This is a genomic window from Pseudoalteromonas sp. PAST1 (assembly GCF_021532515.1).
Taxonomy (GTDB): domain Bacteria; phylum Pseudomonadota; class Gammaproteobacteria; order Enterobacterales; family Alteromonadaceae; genus Pseudoalteromonas; species Pseudoalteromonas simplex.
This window is the reverse complement of the sequence record NZ_JAKGBH010000002.1, coordinates 135,999-159,485: the sequence shown is the minus strand read 5'-3', so window position 1 is coordinate 159,485 and position 23,487 is coordinate 135,999. Positions and strand designations below refer to the sequence as shown.

Below are 23,487 nucleotides of genomic sequence, written 5' to 3'. Positions count from 1 at the left end.
TACTGGCCATTCAATTTCGGCATTTTTAGGGTTTATTGTGACAAGGCGTGTTTACCAAGTTATCTTTTTAGCCAGCATTATTGGCTTTACGATTTTGTTTGCCAAAGAAATTAAAGGGGTGAGTAACCTCTTCCCACACGTAGATAAAGTGGCGCATTTTGGTATTTTCTTTGTACTGGCTTTGGTGATGGATAAAGCCTTTAAATTACCACTTATGGTGCAAATTTTACTGTTAGCCGGATATGGTGCGGCCATTGAGTTTATGCAAGATATGCTGCCTTACCGTCAAGCCTCGGTTGGTGACTTTATCGCTGACTTTATTGGTGCCATCAGCTATTTTGCTATAAAACTTGGTTTTCATTTAGGTAGAAAGCAACGTAATGGCTAATGTTTTAATTGTTGGCGATGGTGCGATTGGCTTATTGTTTAGCCATTTTTTATCTGCACAACATGACATCACATTACTGACCCGTAAGCCGACCCTGACCACACGTTTTTATCAAGCAAGCAATGGTAAATCACACCCTATCAAAGCCCATCTCATTAATCACAAAGAGCTTGGTCATACAGCGCCCTTTGATTTGGTGTTAATAACAGTAAAAGCATTTCAAGTTCAAGCGGCCTTTAAGCAAATAAAACCTTATCTCAGTAGAACATGCCAAATCGTTATTTCTCATAATGGCATGGGTAATGTTGATGAACTTAATGCCCAGCTTTTGAATACGCAAGGATTAGCGTTTTTAACAACGCGTTTAGCTGGTTTTAAAACAACGCCTTATAGCGTAAACCATACAGGTAATGGTGAAAGTGTGCTAGGCGCATGTAATGCAACTGCAAGCGAAAGGCTCAACGAGCTTGAGCAGCAGTTTAGTTACTTGCCGCATTTTTCTGTGAGCGATGATATTCACTCATTGCGATGGCAGAAACTGTTAGTGAATATTGCTATTAACCCGTTAACAGCGATTCATAACGTAAAAAATGGCCAGCTACGTGCACCGCAATTTAGCACGCGTATTATTAATTTACTTAATGAGGCGTGCCTGGTAGCCAAAAAACAGGGGGTTAAGATAAAACTCAGCGAGGCGCTGGATCAAGCCTATTCTGTGATGACAGCCACCGCTGAAAACTTTTCTTCTATGCAGCAAGACATCAGCCATAATCGAGAATCTGAAATTGATGCAATTTGTGGTTATGTGTGCGAGCAAGGTGCTAAGTTAGGGATAAAAACCCCCTATAATCAAGCCATGCTGAGCATGATAAAAATAAAAAGTTAATGAGCTACTAGTAACTAGTTACCAGGGGAAAGGAGAAAGAGTAAAGTTACTTGCTTCTTGTTTCTTGCTTCTTGTTTCTTGCTTCTTGTTTCTCGTTTCTCGTTTCTCGTTTCTCGTTTCTCGTTTCTCGTTTCTCGTAATTATTTCAGGTATTAAAAAAGCGCGAACATTTCGCGCTTTTATCAGTATCTCTTACGGACGATACACTTTTACGTTGCTAAAGCCTTCTTCGTGCAAGATCAGCGCTTGTAGCTGACTCATCACACCTTTAGCACAATATAAGTAATATTCTTTATCTTTTGGTAAGTCACCAAATTTAGTTGCTAAGCGGAAGAAAGGTAAATGTATAACTTCAATACCTTCAAGTTCTAGTGGGTTTGCGTCTTCTTCTTCAGGTGAGCGAATATCAACAACAACCGCCCCTTCAGGTAAATCAGATACAGACTCAGCTTCTTTCACCTCTTCTTTTGCTTCGGTGTCGATATCGCGAATATCCATCACACGTGCATTTTCAACAACTGTATTTAGCACGTCGAAGTCAAACTTAGCTTCTTCGGCAAGAATAGTTTTGATTTTAGCTTTAACCGTTGGCTTTTTAGAAATGACGCCACAGTATTCAGGCATGCTTTCTGCCATCTCTGCTGTGCCGATTTGACGCGCAATATTGATAATATCTTGCTTGTCGTGTTGGATTAACGGGCGAATGATTAAAGTTTCCGTCACACGGTCAATCACACTTAGATTAGCCAATGTTTGGCTTGATACCTGACCAATACTTTCGCCAGTCACTAGCGCTTGTACACCTAGTTTTTCTGCAACTTGGCTACCGGCACGCATCATCATACGCTTAAGCACAACACCCATTTGGCTGTTTTCAACATTCTCTAAAATCTCAGCAACAACAGGTTCAAAATCAACAGTAACAAACTTCACTTTGTGAGTAGAGCTGAACTGTTTCCAGATATAATAACTCGCCTGCTTAACACCGATTTCGTGCGCAGCACCACCTAAGTTAAAGAACAAGAAGTGAGTACGCGCACCTTTACGGATCATTTGGTAGCTTGCAACACCAGAGTCAAAACCGCCCGACATAAGCGATAATACATCTTCTTGTGTTGGCAACGGGAAGCCCGCCATACCTAAGTGAGTTTGAGTAACAATGTATGCTTTATCATCACGTACTTCTAAGCGAACAGTCACTTCAGGGTGAGATAATTTAACGCGCGCACCTTCAACATGCTGGTTTAAACCACCACCTACGTAGCGCTCTACATCGCTCGATGTGAAATCATGCTTACCAGAACGTTTACAACGCACACAGAAGGTTTTGCCCGCAATCGTGTGGCCGATTAGTTCAAGTGCTTTTTGGTAAATATCGTCGATTGAGTCGAAGTCTGTTTCTGTTACTTCAATAAACTGTACGATACCTGGAATGCGTTTTAAGCCGTCGATAATATCTAAGCGAACTTGCTCAGAGTCTAGCAAGCTAACAACAGAGATATTGTCCCAATTGTTTCTTACCTGCACTTTTTCGTCAACACGACGCAAAACGATCTTAATGTTATTTTCTAATAACTTGGTAAAACGCTTACGAACAGATTTACTCTTGATCGCGATTTCAGGGTGTAATTTGACGATAAATTTAAGCATAGTTCACTCTTAGACTGTGGATTTCACACGCCCTAAGGTATAGCAACCTCAAGGGCGCGCGATTATAACAAAAATTATAGCGTCTAGGAAATAAACTGCTTTGCGGGGTTATAGTTCGCTTTGCTCTGTTTCAGCAAGGGCTAAATACTTTGCCCTTAATTGATTTACTTGCTCTAAGTGTTGCTCGGTGCAATGGGCTTTTAATAGCAGCAATACCTTTAAAATACCGTTATAAATATCGGCTCTGGCAAGTTCGCCGCTTAAGCGGCGAGCTTTGATGTAAGGTGTCCAAAAGCTCACGGTCATTTTAAGCATATGCGCAAGCTCTGTGACATCTTCGTCTTCAATGCAGATGATACCGCCTTCACGTAATGCAAAAAGTACCTCTTTTACTTGTTCCAAAAGCTCAGCTTGAAACGCAATGTAGCCTTTTTTCAGCTCTTCATCACGAGATAAAATATCGCCTAAGTTGTCGTAGAAAAACTGAAAACGCCACATAAGTTCAAATAGCGAATCAAGATAGCCCGCTAGGTTTTCTAGTGCATCATCGTCAGGAGTCAGTGGCTTAAAGTGGGTATGTAAATGGTCGCTATACAAAGCAAATATGTGGCGAATAATATCTTCTTTATTTTTAAAGTGATAATACAAGTTACCTGGGCTTATCCCCATATGCGAAGCAATATGGTTAGTTGTTATGGCACGCTCACCGTGGCGATTAAATAATTCGATGCTGGTGTGTATGATCTTGTCCTTTGTGCTCATAGCCTATTTACTCTGTTTTTTATGATTATTACGGTCCCCAGCCGAGCAGTATAAACAAATGCGCGACAATTAAATACTACCTTGAAAAATATTAACCTCAATCGGCTTAGTACCTTATATAGGTGAAGGTTCCTAATCCGATACGCGTATTTTCTAAGCTGCATAGTCGAGAAAACACTGTTAATATAGCAAGCAAATTTATAAATCGCTGAATGTTATGAACGTTACTGCAATCTATCCGGGCACTTTCGACCCACTTACAAATGGCCATACAGACTTAATTCATCGCGCGGCAAAAATGTTCGATAAAGTGATTGTTGCCATTGCGCATAATCCAAGTAAACAACCTTGCTTTACCCTTGATGAGCGTGTTGAACTTGCTAATAAGATTTTGGCGCACCTTGATAACGTGAGTGTAATTGGTTTTTCTGGCTTATTGGCTGATTTAGCTCGCGACCATAAAGCCGAAGTGCTTATTCGCGGTATTCGTGCTGTGTCTGACTTTGACTATGAATTTCAGTTAGCTAATATGAATCGTCGTCTAAACCCTGATCTAGAAAGTGTATTTTTAACACCAGCAGAAAAGAATTCGTTTATATCATCAACTCTAGTTAAAGAAGTTGCACGCCACAATGGCGATGTGAGCGAGTTTGTTGACCCTATTGTAGCCAAAGCCTTACAGGATAAAATTCACGGATGAAATTAAAAAAGTTCATTAGCTTAACTGCATTACTAATGATCTCTGCGCCAAGTGTTGCTGGGCCATGGATAGAAAGCGACGACCCACTGCTTCGCGCTTCAATCGAAATGCTATTTAACCAAGGCATTATTAAACAGCCTATTAATAGCTACCCATTAATGTGGCAAGGTATCGCACGGGACCTAGACGTTGCCAATACCAGCCAACTTGATGAGCAAAGCTTATTTGCGTATCAGCATGTAAAACATGCTCTTGATAATGCAAAGCAAAAAACTAGCTCAGGTATTCGCCTAAACTACAACAGCGAGCCACTGTCTCAGCAAGGGTTTGGTAAACGCCACCAGCAAGAAAGCGGTGTAAATAGTTATGGTTCAATCACAGGGAAGCGTGTTAGCGCTAAAGTCAGTGTAAATTACGCCGATGATGCCCTTGATAAGCAGCATGTTACTTACCAAGACAGCTATTTAGCCGTACTATTAGGAAATTGGTCACTTAGTGCAGAGCAAGTAAGTCATTGGTGGGGGCCAAGTAACGATAACGCCCTACTACTATCAAATAATGCGGCGCCAATGAAAGGCGTGCGCTTTACCAGAGCAAATACACAATATGTAGGCCCAAGTTGGTTATCATTTATCGGTAACTGGCAGTTAACGGGTATTTACGCCAAACAAAAGCCATATCTAAATAGCTCAGATGACGGTGACTTTTGGGCGCTCCGATTTGCAAGTACGCCATTAACAGGCCTTGAAATAGCAATTAACAGTGCAGGCTCTGATTATTTAACTAACCTAGAAATTGACCCTGTTACACTCGAAAGCAATGAATCAACACACCGTTTAACTAGCTTAGATGTTAAGTACTCAACCACTTTAGCGGCTCAACCTATTGCTTTTTATGCTGAGGTAATGGGTCGAAATGAAAGTGGCTTAGCACCGAGCGAGCCATTTTATACGCTAGGTGTTGAAAGCTATTTTGGCTCGAAAGAAAGTCTATTAAAAAGCTACTTTGAATACTCAAATACAGAGCAAACTTGTGAGCAAATTAGTGATTGCGTATATGGCTCTGGTAGCTATACACAACGCTCACGTTTAATTGGCAGCTCAACACCACGACAAAGTAAATCTGCTATCCTTGGCGCCTATTACCACACTCTAAATGGTTATGGTGGCCATGCCAAGCTTCGTTGGATTGAAAGCGAAGCGGCGCAAGCTGAGCTCGCATCAGATATGAGTCAGCTACAGTTGGAACTCGGTTATCAACAATCTGTCTTTAATGGTCTGTGGAAAGTGACGGGGCTTATTTCAAAAGATGAAATAGGCGATGAGTCAGAAACAAACACAGCCCTTAGAACCAGTTGGGAATACCGCTTTTAACTAATTGAGGTCAAGCTGGTTCAGCTTGGCCTCGAACTCGCCTATATAGCTTCACAAGCCCTAAAAAGTCTTTATTACTGAAAAGAGCGATGAGCATCATGATATCCATCAGATTCACAGTGATACTGTAAACATCCCAAAACCACCAACTTCCAGTATAAGCATAGTTAATATCGAAATACATGGCTAAAAACAGTGATGAATTGACGAGAAGCCCAGTGTACACATAAAGCTTAGCTGGAGCCTGTGCAAGATTTCGCTTTCGAGCAATTAACCATACAATTAGCAGAATTGTTAAATCAGATAGCGCCCATATGACATAGGCAAAGCTTGAATCTAAAATATCATAACCAAGCGCGATATTGAGTAATGGGTCGCTCATCATGTAAGAAATAAACAGTGCAAGTGAGATCCACATCACTGTTTTGTCACCATTCGGTACAGATGATTTCTTTACCATGTTATAAAGAAACGACATCAAAAACCCCCACATGATGAATGCTGCGAGGTATACTCCAAAGTTGTCTTGGATTAGTTTAAGCATTTAACTCTCGCTGAACGCTACATCTAGTCTTAAGGTATTTTAACAATGCCGCTAACTTAAAAAAGTCTTTATTAGTTAACAGGGCGGCCAGCATGGTTAGATCCATCACATTGACTGTGACTGTATATACATCCCATAACCACCACCTTTCTTCGTTCCCGTAAACACTAACATCTAGGTATAAGCAGAAAAACAAACAGCTATTCGTTAGCAAGCCAATAATCACATACAACTTGGCTGGGAATTTTTCTATCGGGCTATTTCGACTAATAAGCAGAATGACACCCAAACATGTCAAATCAAGAATACACCAAATAATAAAAATAGAAGCATATCTCAACGACTCTATTTCAAAAGCCATCGATACTAATGGGTCGGTGAGTAAGTAAGAGAGAAATATAGCCAAAGAGATCCACATCAATGTCTTATCTTTACTTATGATGGATGAGCGATTTACCATATTAAATAAAAAAGTCATTAAGAAGCCCCACATAATAAATGTAGCTAGATATGTGCCTAACGTTTGCTGAATAGTTATTATTAAATTACTAATAGCCATAGATTTGAACTTTCGGATGCTCTTTTAATAGAAGGATTAACGTCACAGATGACTCTATGTAAGACAGGATGATTAAAACTGTTACACCATGATTTTTGTTACTTTTAGTCTTAGAGCCAAGTACTTTACCAACAAACACATGTACATCTGTTAGCGAAAACAGCTAGCCTTGATAAAGTAATTTGTAAACTAGAGTAAATTATGAAAATCCAGTGTCATATTTACCTTGTTATGAAGACGCTAGATGTTTTAGCAGATGAATGCTCAATAACTAATATTCTTTTGCCTTACTTTTGGCTTGAATAACTTAGATAAGCCTAACCAATCTTTTCCAAATACCAGCGTAACAACCATGAAAAAGTCAACCGTGTTAACACCTATAGAAAAGAAGCTCCAATACCACCAATACTCTTGCCTACCAAAAACAACAATATCTAAATGCAGAAGTAGGTATAAAAGAGTATTTATAGAAAGCCCAAAGGCAATGTAATAAAAAGTTGAAGTAAGTCTTAGTTTGAAGATTTTGTGTGCTAGAAAAATAATGGCTATTGTAACAAGGTCATATGTGGCCCAAATTGAATAGATTGATGTACCTGCATTCAGATCAACTATTTCATAACTAAGACCATACGAGAGGAACATAATGATTGATACAACGAGTGGGGAGTCGCTTCTTTCATCAACGGCAAATTTTAGAAATATATTATAAAGAGAAGCCATTAGAAGACCCCAAATTATAATTGTATCAAAATGAATACCTAATGACGTCAAATCAAAGTACATACACCCGCTCGTTGTTGAATCTTCATCGCCTACTATGATGGACGACGATCTGGATCAGTAGTGATACCACCACCGCCACGTTGAATCTCTACACCACCTGATAAAGACAGCGCTTCTTTTGATAAAGTTACTGTATCAGATTGCAGGGTTTTATTACTAGTAGTTTGTTCCAAAGCAGGCTTTGTTTGTTGCATTTGGCTATAAGCTTGCATTTGCAATTGGCTATTGTTTGAAACTTGCATAAGTTAATTCCTTTAAGTTAATTGTTTTTTCAGTGTAGCTTACAATAGCTTGTAAGCTGAGTTAAGCGTTCTCATTTTTTTGACGCTTTTTTATACTTCATCGCGACGTTGCCACCGCATTGATAATAAAAGCAATTAACGATCCAACTTTTACAAAAGTTGATCATTTTGATCATAAAAGTCAGTAAATCTAAATTTCAGACATAAAAAAACGCACAGGGGTAACCGTGCGTTTTTCCTATCCAGGGAAAATTAAGCCACGTGTTTACACGGGATCACCGCGCTATTACTTGGCTTTAAAATATATTCCATTGCCACTTCATCGCAATTATCTTTACGAAGGCAAAGCTCACAATCTTTGATCACTTTTTCTGGCAAACTGTCTTTGCTACAAAAGCTGAAACCTTGGCTTGCAAAAAATTCTGGCACTCTTGTCAGAACAATTACCCGACTAAGCGCCAAGCTTTTGGCTTTTTTTAGCAAATGTTCAACAAGTTGACGTCCCTGCCCGGCAATTCGTGATTCGGGGTTCACCCCAAGCGAGCGAATTTCAGCAAGGCCGGTATCGTAAATATACAGCGAGGCACAGCCAGCAACTTGGTTTTCAACTTCAGTGACAGCAAACTCATTGATTGAGTGAATCATGTCGCTTTTAGCTCGTGGTAGGTTTTCACCTACCGTAGCCCAATGCTGAATAAGCTTAGCGATGGACTCAACATCATTTAAGGTTGCGTCACGTACCGCTATTTGCTGTTTTTTTTTGCGTATTTAATGGCACTTGTTACTTGCTCAAGAGAGGTGCCACCCTGTGCTTGCCTTGCTTTAATACAGGCGTCTATTTCTAATACAGGATATACATCTGATTCGAAAATGCTATGTACTGACTTAAATTGCTCTAAACTTAAATCTTCTAAGTTATTCCCTTGTGCGATAGCCATTTGCACAAGCGTACCAACAATGTGGTGACCTTCTCTAAATGGAATACCTTTAGCCACTAAATAGTCAGCAAGTTCAGTTGCATTTGAGTGACCACCTTTTGCAGCTGCTAATGTTTTATCTGCATTAACTTTAATGCCTTTGATACACGCTTGCGCCATATGAATACATGCCAGCCAAGTTGGCATCGCATCAAATAAGCCCTCTTTGTCCTCTTGCATATCTTTATTGTAAGCAAGCGGCAGGGCTTTTAATGTCATCATCATGGCACTGAATGCGCCAAAAACGCGGCCAGTTTTACCACGAATTAACTCTAGTGCATCTGGGTTTTTCTTTTGTGGCATTAGTGAAGAGCCTGATGTTACCCCATCAGAAAGCTCAATAAAGCCCGCTTCACCCGAGTTATAGAAAATTAAATCTTCGGCCATACGCGATAAGTGAATCATCGAAATCGATGCGCAGCTTAATAGCTCAACTACAAAGTCACGGTCAGATACGGCATCTAGGCTATTGCGCGTGGCACCGGTAAAACCTAACCCTTCGGCAAGCATTTGCCTATCAATTGGGTACGCAGTACCGGCTAATGCACCGCTACCAAGTGGGCAATAATTCATACGGTTTTTGGCATCGGTTAAGCGGCTCTCATCACGCTCAAGCATTTCAACATAAGCCATACACCAATGACTAAATAACACAGGTTGTGCACGCTGTAAGTGTGTGTAACCCGGTAAAATAGTGCCAAGCTCACGCTCAGCTAAGGCAATAAACTCACCTTTCAGCTCTGCGATTGCTTCAAGAATATGCTCAGCTGTATCACGACACCATAAACGGAAATCTGTTGCTACTTGGTCATTACGGCTACGACCAGTGTGTAACTTTTTAGCAAGGTCACCCACTTTATCAATCAGTGCTGATTCAACATAAGAATGAATATCTTCATGCCCTGCTACAGCCACTGCTTGTGGGTTCGCTTTAACCTCATCTAACAGCTTATTAAGTGCCGCAACTAAGTCATCGTATTCTTGCTGATTTAAAACGTTTACTTGTTTTAACGCTCCAGCCCATGCAACTGAACCAATAATGTCTTGCTCTGCAAGTTGATAATCAAAAGGAAGTGAATCGTTGAATTGTTTAAACGCTTCATCTGGACCCGTAGAAAAACGTCCGCCCCATAGTGCCATTGAACTGTCTCCAAATTCGGCTATTGCCCTGCAATGCAGGGCAATAATTAAATTACTTTTTCGTTAGTGCTGAGATTCTGCTTGAAAGCGAGAATAAACGAATGAAGCCTTCTGCATGAGATTGGTCATATACATCATCTTCGCCGAAGGTTGCGAAATCTTCGCTGTATAAGCTATTCGGTGATTTTTTCTGTACCGCAGTGACTTGGCCTTTATAAAGCTTAAGCACTACTTCACCCGTTGCTAACTTAGACAGTGATTCAGCACCTGCAAGAATCGAGTCTTTTAATGGTGTAAACCAACGACCATCATAGACTAAATGAGAGAACTCACCACCAAGCACTTCTTTCCATTTACGGCTTGATTTATCTAGCACTAACTCGTCAATCGCTTGAAGAGCAGCCATGATCACAGTGCCTCCTGGTGTTTCATAACAGCCACGCGACTTCATACCCACTAAACGGTTTTCTACGATATCAACACGACCCACACCATGCGGCGCAGCAATGTCATTTAATTTAACTAAGCAGTCATATGGTTTTAATGACTCACCGTTAACAGCAACCACTTCACCTTCAACAACGTTTAATGTTACATATTCTGCTTCATTAGGTGCTTGCTCAGGCGAGTTAGTCCACGTCCATACTTGATCACTTGGTTGGCACCATGGATCTTCAAGCTCACCACCTTCGTGAGAAATGTGCCAAGCATTAGCATCACGGCTATAAATTTTTGTAGCTGACGCAGAACACGGAATATTACGCTCAGCTAAGTAATCAAGTAATGATTCACGGCTTGATAAGTCCCACTCACGCCACGGTGCAATCACTTTTAGATCAGGTGCAAGGGCTGCGAAACATGACTCAAAACGCACCTGATCGTTACCTTTACCAGTACAACCATGTGAAAGCGCATCAGCGCCTACTTTACGGGCAATTTCAACCTGCGCTTTAGCAATGATTGGACGCGCCATAGACGTACCTAGTAAATAAGTGCCTTCGTAAATAGAACCCGTTTTTAAAGTTGGGTAAATATAATCACTGACCATTTCGTCTTTTAAGTCTACGATATGGCATTCCGACGCACCTGAAGCAATGGCTTTTTCTTCAACGCCTTCAAGCTCCTCTGCGCCTTGGCCTACATCAGCAACAAACGCGATTACTTCACAGCCGTAGTTTTCTTTTAACCATGGCACGATTGCCGATGTATCAAGACCACCAGAATAGGCTAATACGACTTTTTTAATTGAACTCATTGGTGTTCCTTAAACAAAATTTGGATTTAATAATGTGACAAGTAGAGCGTTTTGCGCGTGCATACGATTCTCTGCTTGTTGAATAATTTTTGATGCTGGACCATCCATTACCTCAGAGGTAATTTCAAACTCACGATGCGCTGGCTGACAGTGAAGTACAGTCTGCGCACCGGTTTTCTCTAATAGGGCTTGGTTAAGCTGATAAGGCATATATTTAGCTTTTACCTGCTCAAGCGGTGTTTTATCACCCATTGAAACCCAGGTATCAGCATAGACTGCATTTGCGCCAACTGCCGCCTCAATTCTGTCACTCACCATAACAGACGCGCCATTCATTGCTGCAATTTGCTCTGCTTGCTTGAGAATTTGCGAATCTGGCGAACTGCCTTTAGGACAAACTGCAACAAAATCAGTGCCTAAATTGGCTGCTAATAGCATTAGAGAGTGTGTGACGTTGTTACCTTCACCTAAGTAAGCAAGCTTTAGTTTGCTAACATCGCCATGCACTTCTTGCAGCGTTAGAAAGTCAGCAAGTGCTTGGCATGGGTGATATAAATCACATAAGCTATTAACAACAGGCACCGATGAATATTCAGCAAGTGTGGTCAGTGTTTTGTGCGCATTCACACGAGCAACAATGCCATCAGCCCAAGTTGAGATATTAAGAGCAAAATCTTTAACCGATTCACGAGCGCCCATGGCACCATTTTGTGAATCTAAATAAACTGCGTGACCACCCAGTTTATTAATACCAATATCAAATGATAAACGAGTACGTAAACTTGGCTTTTCAAACAAGGTAACCACTGATTTGCCCGCTAATGCTTGGCTGAAGTCTGTTGGGTTTGCTTTAATTTTTTGCGCTAAGTTTAGTAATTTAAGTGCGCCTTTTTGGTCTAATTCAAGACCATTTAAGAAATTTTTTAACATGAAATACCTATGGTGTAATTTTCGTTCCTACATGCTCGCCTTTTAATAAAGCGACTAAGTTCTCTGGCTTCAGCCAGCTTGAGATATACACACCACGTCGTAAATGTTGGGCAGCAAGAAGGCTGGTCTTTACTTTGACCTCCATCCCGCCCTGAATAACTCCTTCAAGGATAAGTGTTTCGATTTGCTGCGTATTAAGTTGATGTAGTGGCTGCTTATTGGCATCAAGCACAGCCTCTACATCTGTCATAAAAATAAGTTCTGCATTAAGCTCTTTAGCGATAGCCGCTGCAGCTTCATCTGCATTGACGTTGTACCATTGGCCATCTTCCCCAAAACCAATTGAGCTCACTAGAGGTAAACGACCTTGTTCAAGCATGCTAGGTAGCACGCTGTCACAATTCCCTGAGCACTGACCTACTTGCGCCAATACTTTAAGTTTTTCAGATACCAGTACACCCGCTTCATAAAGGCTTAAACCAACAGGTTTGTGGCCAGCGCTGATTGCTTGGCTCATCAATTGTTTATTGGCACAACCGGCAAGAGCACCAACAATATATGGCATTTGCTCATTTGGGCTGATACGTAAACCTTGATGTTTTGCAGTTACAAAGCCGGCGTCTTTAAGCCAAGCATCAACCAAGGCACCACCACCATGAACAATAACAAAGTTATCTTGTTCAGAGGCTAAAACATCAAAAAGCGCTTTTGCGGCATCTGCGCTATTTAACACAGCACCACCGACTTTAATGATCCAAGTTTTCATTACAGCGCTCCTACCAAACCAGTGTGGTGAGGTTCACCCATGGCTAAATTAATACACTGTAATGCTTGCCCAGCTGCGCCTTTTAGAAGGTTATCAATCGCTGACATAACGATGAGTTGCTCACCTTTTTGCTGCCATGCAATATCAACAAATGGTTGTTTAGCGACGCCTTTAATGCTTGGAATTTTATTACCAAGTAAACGAATTAACGGCTCGTTAGCTAACACTTGATACGCCGCGCTCACTTGCTCTACTGTTACGCCTGGTTTTAATTGCACATAAATAGTTTCTAAGATTCCGCGAGGGAAATTACCTAAATGTGGGGTGAATAGCACAGGGTGACCAAGGTGCTGCTCAATCTCAGGTGTGTGTCTGTGGTTAAACAAGCCATAAGGAGCAAGTGACACTTCGCAAAAGTGCGTGTTAACACTGGCTTTTCTGCCAGCGCCTGTAACACCTGACACCGCATTAACAATAATGGCTTGATCAGCTAATAGCCCTGCTTCTTTAAGTGGTTTTAAAGAATTAAGAGCCGCTGTTGGGTAACAACCCGCGACAGCTACAAGGTTCGCTTTACTAATTGCATCGCTATTCCATTCGGCTAAACCATACGCTGCTTGCTCTAAAAGCGCAGGGTGTTCATGTGCGAAACCGTAATAATTCAGGTAATCCTCATTCCCAGCTAAACGGAAACCACCAGATAGGTCGAATACTTTTTTACCCATGGCTAAAAATTTCGGAGCAAGATCAACACTGACCTTGTGATCAGTACACAGGCATACATAGTCAGCATTGCTTTCGATATCTTGGAAAGCCTCAGCTGTTAGAGGTTGTAGTGGATACTCTAACAATCCAAGGTGCTCAGGGTATAAATCGCTTAATAATTTGCCTTTATCTAAACTCCCTTCAGACACATAACATGCTTGTAGGGTCAGTTTGGGGTGCTTAGCAACTAAACTTGCTAGCTCTGCGCCGCTATAACCACTTGCGCCAATAATCACTACATTCATTGCTTACTTTTACCTATTAAATCTGTTTATCGATACGCCTAAAATTACTCGCTCAATTGCGAATAAAAACACTGTCTAAAGTAATCAAATCAGGTTATCGTCGTTTCGTGTTCATCGTACAGCTTTACTAATATTTATGCTCAAAAAGTGAATTGATATTCATCATAAATACTTTTATATTGTTATGCAATTAGATTGAATAATTATTTTTGGATTTTTTTATGTCGCTACCCTCTTTTATATCTATGTATCAGCAGCTAATTGCTGCCCCTTCAATTAGTGCGATTGAAGATTCTTTGTGCATGAGCAATAAAGGGGTAATTACCTTGCTCGCAGACTGGTGCGAAAGCCTGGGTTTTACATGTGAAATCACAGAGCTTGAAAACGGCAAAGGTCGTTACAACTTATTAGCGAAACGCGGTAAAGGAGATGGCGGTTTAATGCTTGCAGGTCATACTGATACTGTGCCATTTGATGATAGCCGCTGGAACTACGATCCATTTAAACTCAGCGAGCATGACAATAAACTTTATGGCTTAGGTAGTATTGATATGAAAGGCTTTTTTGCCTTTGTACTACAGGCTATCAGCGAGCTTGATGAAACTAAGCAAACAGAGCCACTTTTAATCCTAGCCACAGCCGATGAAGAAACCACAATGGCGGGGGCACAACAAATTTGCCGCCACCCAGACTTAAAACCAGCGCGCTGCATCATTGGTGAGCCAACTGATATGACACCGGTATTTACTCATAAAGGCCATATGAGTACAGCCATTAGAGTAATTGGTCGCTCAGGCCATAGTTCCGATCCTGAACGTGGTTTAAACGCCATCGAAGTCATGCATAAAATGATTACAAAATTGTTAATCATCAAAGAAGAATTAAAGAATAAATATTCAGTTGAGCACTTTGAAATTCCGTACCCTACTTTGAACCTTGGTCATATTCATGGTGGCGATAATGCCAACCGCATTTGTGGTTGTTGTGAAATGCACATTGATATGCGGCCTTTACCTGGTTTAAGTGTGCAAGAACTACAAGCGATTTTGCTAACAGCCGCAGAAGAGATTAATGCCCAATACCCAAATGCAGTGAGCGTTATCGACATGCATGAACCTATCCCAGCATTTAGTGGTAGCACTGATACAGCACTTGTAAAGCTGGCCGAAAAAGTCTCAGGTCAACCCGCTGTCGCTGTAAACTATTGTACAGAAGCTCCTTTCATTCAACAGCTTGGCTGTGAAACCATCGTCATGGGGCCCGGCTCAATTAACCAAGCCCACCAGCCAGATGAGTTTTTAGCAATGGAAAAAATTAAACCTTCGCAAGCGATTATCAGTGACATGATTAAAGCAAGCTGCTTTAGTGAATAAAGGGAGCATCACGCTCCCTTTGTTAATCCATATACTTACTTAAATATTTTTTAAATACCGGGTCGGTTTTCGCCAGCTCTTTTTGCTCCGCTAAAATATCTTTTAGAATTGCTTTAGAGGTTAACGGGTTGGCTAATACAACACGAAAAACCACGGTGGGCTGATGGTCATATTTTGCAGGTGTTAAACGTGTACGCGATACAAAAGAGCGACCCGCTTCACGCTGACGCTTTTGCATGCTTGCAGTAAAGCGATTCAACGAAGCGTAAATATCTAATTTAGTTTCTTCGTCTGCTTCTTTCAGTTTCGCTTGGATTTCTTTTGGTACGTAACGATAGGTTAATAGGCAAAGTTCAGGCTCAGAGATTAATTCAAAATCTTCATCCTGCTTGATCATATCGGCAAAAGTGCGCGCTTTCACGATACTGCGATCAATTAGCATCTCGTAGCCTTTACGGCCAATAACACGTAAGCAAGCATGCACTAACATTGCCATACCTGGGCGGCTGCCCTCAAGGGTATGACTGCCTAAATCTTTTGAGCCTTTACGAAGAATATATTCCGCATGATGCTCAATAGCATCCGTCGCTGCAGGGTCTTTAAATAACACTAACCCCGCTCCCATTGGTACATACATTTGTTTGTGTGCATCAATAGTTATTGAATCAGCGCGCTCAATACCGCTCAATAGGTGGCGGTAATTTGAAGATAGTAAGGTTGCACCACCCCATGCAGCGTCGACATGAAAATGACAGCCAAGTTCTTCGCTCAAATCAGCCATTTCATTTAGTGGATCTATGCTGCCCGTTTCAGTCGTACCAGCAACACCCACAAGTGCCATTACCTTAATGCCAGCCGCTTCAAGCTCATGAGCCTTTTTACGCATCGCATCGACATCGACTTTATTATTTTCGCCGGTTGCAATTGCGACAATGTTATCGCGACCAATACCTAGTAGATCAACGGTTTTACCTAATGAGTAATGGCCTCGCTCAGAAACAAGCACAGCTAAGCCTTTGTAACCATAGTGCAGCATTCCCGCGATTAATCCCTGTGCAGCAATGCCTTTATAGTCACCATCGGCTTTTAATAAACGGTTGCGGGCAATCCATAGCGCAGTAATGTTAGCGACAGTGCCACCTGAACAGAATGCACCTAATGACGTTTTCGCACTGTGCATCCATTTGCTATAAAAGCTGTCGTCTTCACCATAAGCAAGGTGATGCATCATGCCCAAAACTTGTCTTTCAAGTGGCGTAAATGCCTTTGAAGTTTCAATTTTTACTAGGTTTTGGTTTAGACCGACCATTAATTTAGAAAGCGGTAACACAAAATGCGGTAACGCTGAGGTCATGTGACCAATAAAGCTTGGTGCAGCAGTGTGCACTGAATGAGCAACCAACTGCTCCATAATATCTTGAGCATAATCAGAAACAAAGGTTGGCTCTTCTGGGATAGTGGCCGTTTGAAAGTCTTTTTCAATTTCGTGCAAAGGCTTTTCAATTGCAGCTATATTCTCATTTAAGAACCCAGCTAAGTTGCTAGAAATTTCAGATTCGATTTTACTTAATGTCGAGTCTGGTGCTTCTGGCACCGTAAAAATACGAATCAAGCTTTCTTTAGAGGCGACGGCACAACGCTTTTGATCCATCCTAATACCCATAATTAGCAGCTAAAAATGCACCTGATGATGGGACATCTTGGTGAACACTTTTGCGGCACTGTTGCTACGAAATTGGCTAACTTTACTGGAATATCACGAAAATGTCTCGCATAAAGCTAAAAAGGCATAATTTCGATGACAAAAAAATGATTTATTGATGAAATTTGCGGTCAATTTATACTATCAGAGAAGTATTTTTTAAGTATAATCAAACGATAACCGCAAAGGGAACGTTTATGCCCAAAGGAATGCAAAAAACTAGCTGGCTGCTATATGGTTTCGCCGTTTTTTTTTATTAGTTTATTTGGCTATATCTATTATACCTATGAAACCACACGTAGTGAGATCATGGCAAATATCGATAGCAAATTGCTAAATGCCGCGGTCAGTGTCAAGCATATCCTAGGTGATGACTACCATAATACAGTCAATGCTGGTCTACCTATTTCCAGTTCTACCTACAAAGAAAAGAGTCTTGCCCTTTCAGAGTACGCAAAGCAAATGCAACTTGCTTATGTGTATGCAATGGTCCTTCGCGATGACAAAGTCTACTTTAGCGCCTCAAGTTACACTCAAAAAGATCAAAACACTGGTCGTGTCACACAGTTTTTAGATGCCTACCCCGAAGCGACAGAACTTAACAAAGAAGCCTTTTATTCGACCGAACCCGTTTTTGAAATATCGCAGGATCAATGGGGGTATTTTAAAAGTATCTTTGTTACTTTTGTCGATGATAATGGCCAAACTTATATAACTGGCGCAGACATTACTATAAGTGACTTAAACCAGCAGCTTCAGCAAAGCGTTACAAGGGCGATGGTTACCAGTAGCTTTTTCTTCTTTATTGCATTACTTATAGCAGGATTATATTTCTTACAGCTTAAACGCTCGCTATCAACAGACGCACGCACTGGCTTTGCTAATCATGTTGCCCTTGAATATCACATAAAGAAAACGACCAAACACCGTATGGAATTGGCGATTATCATCATCAACGAGCTTGAAGACATCAGCAGTTTTTATGGCAGTGAAGTGAGTGATAAAGTAATGGCTAACATACTTAGGTACTTTCAATCACGTATACCTCGTGATGGCGGTATTTACCGTTTAACAACCAATAAAATCGCATTATTACGTACTCATACTGATGAGCATAATATCGACGAAGTAATAAACGCTTTTAACAATGCGATCCCAGCACTGAAAGAACCGTTTATTTATGTCAGCTTATCCGCAGGTGTCGCTACAGGTAATAAATTATTACTGATAGAAAACGCCCACATAGCACTTCAGCAGGCCAAACTAAACAACCAGCGTTTAATACGCTATGAAAATGTTTTTAAACAAGTTGAAGAACAATTTAAAAGTAACGTTTTCCTTGCTAAAGAAGTCAAAGAAGCCTTCGATAACAATCGCATAGTGCCTTATTTTCAAGCAATTTATAACAACCAAAGTAAGGCCGTAGATCATTATCAATGCCTTGCCAGAATGGTAAGTTCAACTGGTCGTATTCACGCACCTGATTACTTTATGATGGTACTAAAGCGCTCACGCATGGATGGCCCCTTGAGACGTACTATATTTACTCGTTGTATTGAGCAGTTTAGGAAAACCAATGTACGCTGGAGTATCAACATTACAGCACAGGATATCCTTGACCCAAGCTTGAGCGAGTTTTTTGAATTACAGCTAAGGCGTTATCCACAACCCCATAATATTATCTTTCAATTCCATGAACGCGATGCGATTGCTTACTTTGGTGAAATAAAAACCTTTATTAGCACTTTAAAGAATAAAGGTGCTCAGGTTTTTATTAATGAATTTGGCGCAGGCTTTTCAAACTTGCCTCACATTAGGAAGCTTGAGATCGATGGCTTGAAATTAGATAAAGGGTTGGTAAGCCAAATTCATACTAATAAAGATAACTATCTGTTTATTGAAAACTTGGTGAAATACGCTCAGCAACTCAAATTAGATGTAATCGCTGAGCAAGTTGATAACGAACAAATAGCAGACGCGCTTGCTCGTGCAGGTGTTACTTTAATGCAAGGGAGTCATTTTGCACCGCCAACTCCCTATATTCATTAAAGGTTGATCACCAAGCGGTGGCTTTGTTGACCACTGGCCCAATATTTACGTTCGAATGGGGTAATTGCAGTATCGCTTTCATACAGCTCAACATCGCACTTATGCCCTGCAAGCTCTAATGAGCGAGCAAACTCTTTTACGTATATATCCCAATTGCTTCTGAGCTCTAAGCGACCGCCTAATTTAACGATAAACGGAAATATAGCAGCGCCATGCCATCGTCTTTGCAAGTGCTTGGCTTTTGGCCAAGGATTTGGATACAGCAGATAGTGATGGCTTGGCTGCCAGTTTGCAGCCACCGCCAAGCGCCAGAAATCGTTTAAATCAGCTTGCACTAAAATGTACTGTCCCGCATCCGTTTGCTTGTATTCGATATCATGCTTATCTAGACGATGTGATGATTTATCAATGCCAATCACTAACGCATCTGGGTGGCGCTTTGCTAAGTTTGCGGTGCTTTCACCTACCCCACAACAGGAATCAAGAATAATAGGCCCTGCAAACGCTTGCACCTTTTCGTTTACCTGATCAAAAGCCGCTTGCGTATGCTCTGCAATCGGCTTTTTAAATTCAGCACTTAAGTGCTTTAAAACAATTTCGTCTAGCTTTTCATGTAAGCCAGGTTGATTCGATACAATACTTCTCGAATTTGCATCCGTCATTAGTGTCTAAGCCCCACACCACGTTTAATAAGGGTTAATGCTAAGGTAAATAACCCCACAATAAATAAACCAAGTACACCAAATGCTACCGATAAGTCGACATCAGACACACCTAAGAAGCCATATCTAAATGCATTCACCATATAAATAATTGGGTTTACTTGCGATACGCCTTGCCAAAATTCTGGCAACAAGGTGATAGAGTAAAACACCCCACCTAGATAAGTCAGCGGCGTTAAAATAAAGGTCGGGATAATACTAATATCATCAAAGCTATTAGCATAAATAGCATTGATAAGTCCGCCTAATGCAAACACAGCCGACGTTAAAATAACCGTAGCCATAATCACAAAAATATTATGAATTTGAATATCAACAAATAGCAAAGAGACACAGGTAACAATTAAACCAACCAGCATGCCTCGTGTCATACCACCGCCCATGTAGCCAAGTACAATGATGTAGTTTGGCACTGGTGCAACTAAAAGCTCTTCAATGCTTTTTTGAAATTTAGTCGAATAAAAACTCGAGGCAACATTCGAGTAAGAGTTGGTGATCACCGACATCATAATCAGACCCGGGACAATAAACTCCATATAAGTAAAGCCACCCATATCACCGATACGAGAACCAATCAGATTACCAAAAATCACAAAATACAGGCTCATCGTGATTGCCGGCGGAACTAAGGTTTGCACCCAAATACGTAAAAAGCGAATACACTCTTTGATCCAAATACTTTTTAGCGCTACTCCATATTTAAACATTATTCGCCTCGCCCTTGTTCTAATAACCCTACAAACAGCTCTTCTAAACGGTTTGCTTTATTTCGCATACTCAGCACTGTGTTACCTTGCTCGCTCAAGGCACTAAATACTTGGTTTAAGCCCTGAGACTTCGCCACTTCAACTTCTAAAGTGTGGTCGTCAGTCAGTGTGTATTTGTAACCGTCGATGCTAATTGGCTGCACAGGTTGCTTTAAATCCAGTACAAAGGTTTCTTTATCAAGCTTGGCAAGTAACGCTTTAATGGTGGTGTTTTCAACAATCACACCGCTGTCGATAATCGCGATGTTTTTACATAACAGCTCAGCCTCTTCAAGGTAATGGGTAGTCAAGATGATGGTCACACCTTGCTTATTTATCTCGCGAAGAAAATCCCACATAGAGCGGCGTAGCTCAATATCAACACCGGCTGTTGGTTCATCTAAAATAAGCAATTTAGGTTCATGCATCAGTGCACGAGCAATCATTAAACGACGCTTCATACCACCTGAAAGGGTGCGCGCTTGTTTATCTTTTTTCTCAAATAAACCAAGCTGCTTTAAGTATTTTTCAGCACGCTCATGCGCCAGCTTTCTTGGTACACCGTAATAGCCCGCTTGGTTCACCAAAATTTGATTTAGTGTTTCAAACTGACTGAAATTAAATTCTTGCGGCACTAAGCCAAGTTCTGACTTAGCTGCTTCAAGGTCTGTATCAATATCGTGACCAAATACCTGGACACGACCGGCACTTTTATTCACTAACGATGAGATAACACCAATAGTGGTTGATTTACCTGCCCCGTTTGGTCCAAGTAAGGCAAAGAAGTCGCCTTGCTGAACTTGTAAATCAATGCCTTTTACGGCTTCAACACCATTTTTATAAACCTTTTTTAGGCCTTCAATATTTAATGCGATCGTTTTTTCGCTCACTGTTTGCCCTCTCCATAACCCCAACGTTTCGTCAAAGTATGTTCAATGTTTAAATGATCTAAAATTCGCGCCACCATAAAATCAACCAAATCGGAAATCTGCTCTGGTTGATGATAAAAGCCCGGTGCCGCAGGCATAATAGTTACGCCTAGTCGTGCTAGCTTCAGCATGTTTTCAAGGTGGATTTCGCTAAATGGCGTTTCACGCGGGACTAAAATCAGCTGCCCACGCTCTTTAATGACCACGTCAGCGGCGCGTTCGAGTAAGTTATCTGATGCCCCGACCGCAATTGCAGATACTGAACCTGCACTACACGGGCATACCACCATTTTTTTCGGCGCAGCAGAGCCAGATGCAACAGGGCTAAACCAGTTGTCTTTACCAAATACTTTAAGTTGCTCAGGAGCGGCATTAAAAAGTGTACTCAGTTGCTCTGTCGCTTTGTCTTCATTACCCGAAAGTTTGATATTCGATTCTGTATCAAAGACCACTCTTGCCGCACTTGAAATCAATACATACACCTGAAACTGCTGTTCAAGTAATACTTCTAATAACCTTAAGCCATAAGGAGCCCCAGAGGCACCACTAAAAGCTAACGTTATTTTATCTTTAAATTGCATACAGTTAAGCTCCGTATACTGGTTAGTTTTGTTCAAGAGCAGTGATTAAACGCTGATGAATACCTTCAAAACCACCATTACTCATAATTAAAATATGTTGTGACGGCGCACTGTTGCCAACAACCTGAGTAATGATTTCCTCAGTGCTTTTCATGCAATGCATACCTGCTTTGTCTGCATATTCTTTCAGCGACCAGCTTAAATTTTCTGGCTCAAATAAATACACATCATCTGCTGCATCGAGTGAATCAATTAAGGTTTGTTGATGCACGCCCATTTTCATAGTGTTTGAACGAGGCTCTAAAATAGCAACTATCTTATCAGTGCCTACTTTTGCACGTAGCCCTGCTAAGGTCGTTTTAATTGCCGTTGGATGATGGGCAAAGTCGTCATACACTTTTATTGAGTTAATGTCGGCTTTCAGCTCCATACGACGCTTAGGAGAGATAAACTCAGCTAAGCCTGCAATACTGACTGATACCGCGATGCCTACGTGTCTGGCTGCTGCAATGGCCATTATGGCATTTTTGACATTGTGCTCGCCCATGGCTTGCCAGCTGACAACACCTTGTACTTGTGAATCTAGTAGCACTTCAAATTCACTACCATCAGCTTTAAGTAAGCGGTAATCCCAATCACCTAACAGTGTTTCGCTTTCGCTCCAAAGGCCACGTTCAATCACATCTTGTAGTGCTTCGTCTTGGCTTGGCCAAATTACTTTGCCACTACAGGGTAATGTACGCATCAAATGATGAAATTGTTTCTTTATCGCGTTTAAATCTTCAAAAATATCAGCATGATCAAATTCAAGATTATTCAGAATTAAGGTACGCGGTAAGTAGTGTACAAATTTACTGCGTTTATCGAAAAACGCCGTGTCGTATTCGTCGGCTTCAATAACAAAAAATGGTGTTTCGCCAACACGAGCAGAGACACCAAAGTTTTGCACGATTCCACCAATCAAAAAGCCCGGTGTCATTCCAGCGTATTCAAGTAACCATGCTAGCATACTAGCAGTGGTTGTTTTGCCGTGTGTGCCTGCTACAGCCAACACCCACGAATTTTGCAGTAAATTATGCTTTAACCATTCTGGGCCAGAAGTATAAGGTAAGCCTTTATCAAGAACGTATTCAACGCAAGGATTGCCTCTACTCATAGCATTACCAATTACCACCATATCTGGCGCAGGTTCTAGTTGGGCAACGTCATATCCTTGAGTGAGCTTTATACCTAGCTCTTCTAATTGTGTGCTCATCGGTGGGTACACATTTTGATCAGAGCCTGTCACTGTGTGACCTAACGATTTAGCGATTGCGGCAATACCACCCATAAAGGTGCCACAAATTCCAAGAATATGAATATGCATCTACTGTCCTGAGCAAAATGAATAAGAGATAAGTAAGGCGCTATAATGCCAAAT

22 protein-coding genes and 1 pseudogene are annotated in these 23,487 nt (G+C 41.1%); 6 read left to right on the top strand and 17 right to left on the bottom strand.

All coding sequences use genetic code 11. The annotated features are described in order from the left end of the window. Nucleotides 1–37 precede the first annotated feature (37 nt). Together L1272_RS01640 and L1272_RS01635 are read left to right on the top strand one after the other, a co-directional pair. The gene (locus L1272_RS01640) at nucleotides 38–388 is read left to right on the top strand and encodes a VanZ family protein (RefSeq protein WP_054551103.1); all 351 of its coding nucleotides are present in this window, start codon (nucleotides 38–40) and stop codon (nucleotides 386–388) included. Then, entirely contained in the window at nucleotides 381–1,274 is an 894-nt protein-coding gene (locus L1272_RS01635; protein WP_235372612.1) for a ketopantoate reductase family protein, read from the top strand. Before L1272_RS01640 ends, L1272_RS01635 begins: the two co-directional genes overlap by 8 nt. A 192-nt stretch (nucleotides 1,275–1,466) precedes the next feature. Here L1272_RS01635 and thiI read toward each other — a convergent pair whose 3' ends face one another. Both thiI and L1272_RS01625 read right to left on the bottom strand, forming a co-directional pair. Continuing rightward, entirely contained in the window at nucleotides 1,467–2,924 is a 1,458-nt protein-coding gene (thiI, locus tag L1272_RS01630) for a tRNA uracil 4-sulfurtransferase ThiI (protein WP_235372611.1), read from the bottom strand. A gap of 108 nt (nucleotides 2,925–3,032) precedes the next feature. Continuing rightward, a complete protein-coding gene (locus L1272_RS01625; RefSeq protein ID WP_054551100.1) occupies nucleotides 3,033–3,686 on the bottom strand; it encodes a TetR/AcrR family transcriptional regulator in 654 nt (217 codons plus the stop codon). Nucleotides 3,687–3,903: 217 nt separating this feature from the next. Here L1272_RS01625 and coaD point away from each other — a divergent pair, with 217 nt between their 5' ends. Both coaD and L1272_RS01615 read left to right on the top strand, forming a co-directional pair. Further along, nucleotides 3,904–4,386, top strand: coding sequence for a pantetheine-phosphate adenylyltransferase (gene coaD, locus L1272_RS01620; RefSeq protein ID WP_054551099.1), 483 nt, complete (start codon nucleotides 3,904–3,906; stop codon nucleotides 4,384–4,386). Continuing rightward, nucleotides 4,383–5,759, top strand: a complete 1,377-nt coding sequence (locus tag L1272_RS01615) for a capsule assembly Wzi family protein (protein WP_235372610.1) — start codon at nucleotides 4,383–4,385, stop codon at nucleotides 5,757–5,759. Before coaD ends, L1272_RS01615 begins: the two co-directional genes overlap by 4 nt. Before the next feature lie 10 nt (nucleotides 5,760–5,769). Here L1272_RS01615 and L1272_RS01610 read toward each other — a convergent pair whose 3' ends face one another. From L1272_RS01610 to argC, 9 genes and pseudogenes are all read right to left on the bottom strand, one after another. Continuing rightward, nucleotides 5,770–6,303, bottom strand: a complete 534-nt coding sequence (locus tag L1272_RS01610) for a hypothetical protein (RefSeq protein ID WP_054551097.1) — start codon at nucleotides 6,301–6,303, stop codon at nucleotides 5,770–5,772. Further along, nucleotides 6,296–6,862 carry a hypothetical protein gene (locus tag L1272_RS01605; RefSeq protein ID WP_138619254.1) on the bottom strand — a complete coding sequence of 189 codons (567 nt, stop codon included), beginning with the start codon at nucleotides 6,860–6,862 and terminating at the stop codon, nucleotides 6,296–6,298. The genes L1272_RS01610 and L1272_RS01605 overlap by 8 nt, the downstream gene beginning before the upstream one ends. Nucleotides 6,863–7,126: 264 nt before the next feature. Further along, nucleotides 7,127–7,645 (bottom strand): hypothetical protein, encoded by a 519-nt coding sequence (locus L1272_RS01600; RefSeq protein WP_138619252.1) that lies wholly within the window; start codon nucleotides 7,643–7,645, stop codon nucleotides 7,127–7,129. Nucleotides 7,646–7,677: 32 nt separating this feature from the next. Next, on the bottom strand, nucleotides 7,678–7,887 hold the full coding sequence (locus tag L1272_RS01595) for a hypothetical protein (RefSeq protein WP_138619250.1): 210 nt from the start codon (nucleotides 7,885–7,887) through the stop codon (nucleotides 7,678–7,680). 252 nt (nucleotides 7,888–8,139) lie between these two features. After that, nucleotides 8,140–10,004, bottom strand: a pseudogene (argH, locus tag L1272_RS01590) (argininosuccinate lyase). A 52-nt stretch (nucleotides 10,005–10,056) separates the two neighbouring features. Next, complete coding sequence (locus L1272_RS01585; protein WP_054551091.1) at nucleotides 10,057–11,259, bottom strand: argininosuccinate synthase; 1,203 nt, start codon at nucleotides 11,257–11,259, stop codon at nucleotides 10,057–10,059. Between the two features lie 9 nt (nucleotides 11,260–11,268). Continuing rightward, complete coding sequence (locus L1272_RS01580) at nucleotides 11,269–12,189, bottom strand: ornithine carbamoyltransferase (RefSeq protein WP_054551090.1); 921 nt, start codon at nucleotides 12,187–12,189, stop codon at nucleotides 11,269–11,271. A 7-nt stretch (nucleotides 12,190–12,196) separates the two neighbouring features. Next, on the bottom strand, nucleotides 12,197–12,955 hold the full coding sequence (argB, locus tag L1272_RS01575; protein ID WP_235372609.1) for an acetylglutamate kinase: 759 nt from the start codon (nucleotides 12,953–12,955) through the stop codon (nucleotides 12,197–12,199). Continuing rightward, nucleotides 12,955–13,965, bottom strand: a complete 1,011-nt coding sequence (argC, locus tag L1272_RS01570; protein WP_235372608.1) for an N-acetyl-gamma-glutamyl-phosphate reductase — start codon at nucleotides 13,963–13,965, stop codon at nucleotides 12,955–12,957. The genes argB and argC overlap by 1 nt, the downstream gene beginning before the upstream one ends. 221 nt (nucleotides 13,966–14,186) lie before the next feature. On the opposite strand from argC, the gene argE reads away from it, so the two are divergent. Beyond that, nucleotides 14,187–15,338 (top strand): acetylornithine deacetylase, encoded by a 1,152-nt coding sequence (gene argE / locus L1272_RS01565; RefSeq protein ID WP_138599665.1) that lies wholly within the window; start codon nucleotides 14,187–14,189, stop codon nucleotides 15,336–15,338. A gap of 22 nt (nucleotides 15,339–15,360) precedes the next feature. Here the strand turns inward: argE and panP are convergent, their stop codons facing one another. Next, complete coding sequence (panP, locus tag L1272_RS01560; protein ID WP_194441811.1) at nucleotides 15,361–16,989, bottom strand: pyridoxal-dependent aspartate 1-decarboxylase PanP; 1,629 nt, start codon at nucleotides 16,987–16,989, stop codon at nucleotides 15,361–15,363. A 360-nt stretch (nucleotides 16,990–17,349) separates the two neighbouring features. Between panP and L1272_RS01555 the strand changes: the two genes are divergently transcribed. Next, complete coding sequence (locus L1272_RS01555) at nucleotides 17,350–19,089, top strand: EAL domain-containing protein (RefSeq protein ID WP_328249617.1); 1,740 nt, start codon at nucleotides 17,350–17,352, stop codon at nucleotides 19,087–19,089. On the opposite strand, the gene trmB is transcribed toward L1272_RS01555, so the two are convergent. The 5 genes from trmB to mpl are packed head-to-tail and all read right to left on the bottom strand — an operon-like array spanning nucleotide 19,086 to nucleotide 23,433. Beyond that, nucleotides 19,086–19,751 carry a tRNA (guanine(46)-N(7))-methyltransferase TrmB gene (gene trmB / locus L1272_RS01550; protein WP_194441812.1) on the bottom strand — a complete coding sequence of 222 codons (666 nt, stop codon included), beginning with the start codon at nucleotides 19,749–19,751 and terminating at the stop codon, nucleotides 19,086–19,088. The two genes, L1272_RS01555 and trmB, sit on opposite strands and share 4 nt — an antisense overlap. Beyond that, nucleotides 19,751–20,518, bottom strand: coding sequence for an ABC transporter permease (locus tag L1272_RS01545; protein ID WP_054551083.1), 768 nt, complete (start codon nucleotides 20,516–20,518; stop codon nucleotides 19,751–19,753). The genes trmB and L1272_RS01545 overlap by 1 nt, the downstream gene beginning before the upstream one ends. Next, nucleotides 20,518–21,447 carry an ABC transporter ATP-binding protein gene (locus tag L1272_RS01540; protein WP_166340578.1) on the bottom strand — a complete coding sequence of 310 codons (930 nt, stop codon included), beginning with the start codon at nucleotides 21,445–21,447 and terminating at the stop codon, nucleotides 20,518–20,520. The genes L1272_RS01545 and L1272_RS01540 overlap by 1 nt, the downstream gene beginning before the upstream one ends. Next, entirely contained in the window at nucleotides 21,444–22,067 is a 624-nt protein-coding gene (locus tag L1272_RS01535; RefSeq protein WP_054551081.1) for a flavin prenyltransferase UbiX, read from the bottom strand. The genes L1272_RS01540 and L1272_RS01535 overlap by 4 nt, the downstream gene beginning before the upstream one ends. Nucleotides 22,068–22,089: 22 nt before the next feature. Beyond that, nucleotides 22,090–23,433: a UDP-N-acetylmuramate:L-alanyl-gamma-D-glutamyl-meso-diaminopimelate ligase gene (gene mpl / locus L1272_RS01530; RefSeq protein ID WP_054551080.1), complete on the bottom strand. Its 1,344-nt coding sequence runs from the start codon at nucleotides 23,431–23,433 to the stop codon at nucleotides 22,090–22,092. Nucleotides 23,434–23,487: the final 54 nt, after the last annotated feature.